The sequence below is a fragment of the Rhodoferax sp. genome (assembly GCF_028689305.1).
GTDB lineage: Bacteria > Pseudomonadota > Gammaproteobacteria > Burkholderiales > Burkholderiaceae_C > Rhodoferax.
In genome coordinates, this window is the sequence record NZ_JAQTWM010000183.1 from 1 (window position 1) to 2,727 (window position 2,727).

The 2,727-nt window shown below is 63.0% G+C and carries 3 protein-coding genes and 1 pseudogene; all 4 read right to left on the reverse strand.

The genetic code is table 11. The annotated features are described in order from the left end of the window. Positions 1-265: pseudogene (locus PHW99_RS18720) on the reverse strand (transposase zinc-binding domain-containing protein); the annotation flags it as partial. 181 nt (positions 266-446) lie between these two features. After that, positions 447-683, reverse strand: a complete 237-nt coding sequence (locus tag PHW99_RS18725) for a DUF3079 domain-containing protein (RefSeq protein ID WP_300181355.1) — start codon at positions 681-683, stop codon at positions 447-449. A 26-nt stretch (positions 684-709) separates the two neighbouring features. Continuing rightward, on the reverse strand, positions 710-2,572 hold the full coding sequence (lpdA, locus tag PHW99_RS18730) for a dihydrolipoyl dehydrogenase (protein ID WP_300181358.1): 1,863 nt from the start codon (positions 2,570-2,572) through the stop codon (positions 710-712). A 24-nt stretch (positions 2,573-2,596) separates the two neighbouring features. Next, on the reverse strand, positions 2,597-2,727 hold a 131-nt coding region (locus tag PHW99_RS18735), incomplete at its 5' end, for a 2-oxo acid dehydrogenase subunit E2 (RefSeq protein WP_300181360.1).

Here is a 2,727-nt window from a genome sequence, read left to right on the forward strand (position 1 = left end):
CAGTGCTGCGCGGTCATGCGCTCCGATGCAGACCCCAGCGTCCACCGAGAAGCGCAGTGCTGGTAGGCCAGCATCTCTTTGGCGTCGAAACTCTCCAGCAGGGCCCGTCCCACGAAGGCGCGCAGGTTGCGCCAATATGTAGGGCGGCCTTGTCTGCCGTCTCCGCCATGCGCCGGGTGTTGCACGATGTGCAGACGCCCCGTCCCTGGCATGAGAAAGCGACGAAGTAGTCGTGTTCGCAGTCGTCACAGCGGGCGCGGGCAAAAGGGTCCACTGCGGTCAGCAGCCATTGCGGCTGCTGGCGACAAAGCCGCGATGTGGAGGTGCTCCTCAAAGGCTCGCACAGCACCACAACGCTGGCCAACAGGGCAAAAAGAAACCGCTCAGCCCTCGTGGAATCTGAGCGACAAGCTACTGAATTTGTAGCATCCGGGTTTCAGCCCGACTTACCCCTTGTGCACGGCTAGAGTCGATGCGGCCGCATCAGGGCGCACCGCGGCCCCAGCACGAGGAGCTTCAGCCGAGCCACCCCAATCCTGCCAGCCCTCACCGAATAGCTCCACCGGGTGCATGGTGCGGTCCGAGCCATTGCCGCAGCGCATGTCCTTGGCCGCGCAGAACAGGTCACAACCCCAGCACACCCGCTCGGGGTGGGCGGGGTTGATGGGGAATACCTTGCTCATGTGGGTTCCGGACCAACAACCCTGGCTTACTTGCGGGCCGGCGGTACGTCGGTGCAGCTGCCGTGCGCAATCTCCGCCGCCATGCCGATGCTCTCGCCCAGCGTCGGGTGCGGGTGAATCGTCTTGCCGATGTCGATGGCATCCGCGCCCATCTCAATCGCCAGCGCCACCTCACCAATCATGTCGCCCGCATGGGTGCCGACCATGCCGCCGCCGAGGATTTTTCCGTGGCCGTGGGCTTCGGGGCTGTCGTCAAACAGCAGCTTGGTCACGCCTTCGTCGCGGCCATTGGCGATGGCGCGACCGGACGCAGTCCAGGGGAACAAGCCCTTCTTGACCTTGATACCTTGCGCTTTGGCTTGGTCTTCGGTCAGGCCGACCCAGGCCACTTCGGGGTCGGTGTAGGCCACGCTCGGAATCACGCGGGCGTTGAAGGCGGCGGCGGCCAGCTCCTTGTTGCCTTGTAATTCACCGGCAATCACTTCAGCGGCGACATGCGCCTCGTGCACCGCCTTATGCGCCAGCATGGGCTGGCCGACGATGTCGCCGATGGCGAAGATGTGCGGTACGTTGGTGCGCATCTGGATGTCGACGTTGATGAAGCCCCGGTCTGTCACGGCCACGCCAGCTTTGTCGGCGGCGATCTTTTTGCCATTGGGGGTGCGGCCTACGGCTTGTAACACCAGGTCGTAGACCTGCGGCTCGGGCACTTTCACGCCCTCCTCTGCCGGTGCAAACGTGACCTTGATGCCCTCGGGTGTGGCCTCGGCGGCGACGGTTTTGGTCTTCAACATGATGTTGTCAAACCGCTTGGCGTTCATCTTTTGCCAGATCTTGACCAGATCCCGGTCCGCGCCTTGCATCAGGCCGTCGAGCATTTCGACCACGTCCAGGCGTGCGCCCAGGGTGCTGTAGACCGTGCCCATTTCCAGGCCGATGATGCCGCCGCCCAGAATCAGCATGCGCTTGGGCACTTCTTTCAAGGCCAGTGCGCCGGTGCTGTCGACCACCCGCGGGTCATTGGGCATGAAGGGCAGGCGCACGGCCTGGCTGCCGGCGGCGATGATGGCGCGTTTGAAGGCGATGACCTTCTTGCCGCCGGTTTTCTCTTGCGCTGTGCCGCTGGTTTCTTCGACTTCGAGGTGGTTGGCACCGACGAAGGCACCGTAGCCACGCACGATGGTCACCTTGCGCATCTTGGCCATGGCGGCCAGGCCGCCGGTGAGTTTGCTAATGACCTTCTCTTTGTGGCCGCGCAGTTTGTCGATGTTGACCACCGGTTTGCCAAAGTCCACACCCAGGTCGCCCAGGTGCGTCACTTCGTCCATGACGGCGGCCACGTGCAGCAGCGCCTTGGAGGGAATGCAGCCGACGTTCAGGCAGACACCGCCCAGGGTGGCGTAGCGTTCGACCACCACCACCTTGAGGCCGAGGTCAGCGGCGCGGAAGGCTGCCGAGTAGCCGCCGGGGCCACCGCCGAGCACCAGCAGGTCGCAGTCCAGATCAGCGCTGCCACCGAAGCTGGTGGCACTTGGGGCGGGTGTTGCAGCAGGTTTTGCTACAGATTGTGTAGCTACTGGCGCAGAAATTACCTGGGCTACAGGCTGATTTTCCTTTGATTCCGGAGCCAATACGGGCTGAGCCGCATCACCCGCAGCCTCCAGCACCAGCAACAGCGTGCCTTCGGAAACCTTGTCGCCGAGCTTGACCTTGAGCTCTTTCACCACACCGCCGTGGCTGGCGGGGATTTCCATCGAGGCTTTGTCGCTCTCGACGGTGATCAGGCTTTGGTCGGCTTTGATGGTGTCGCCGGGTTTGACCAGCAGTTCGATCACGGTGACTTCGGCGAAGTCGCCAATGTCGGGGACTTTGATGTCGATAAGTGCCATGTTGTTCTTCCTTATCGATCCGGTTTACAGCAACACCCGGCGGAAATCACCGAGGATCTGGCCGAGGTAGACGTTGAAGCGGGCCGCAGCGGCACCGTCGATCACGCGGTGATCCCAGGTGAGGGACAACGGCAGCATCAAGCGCGGCTGGAAGG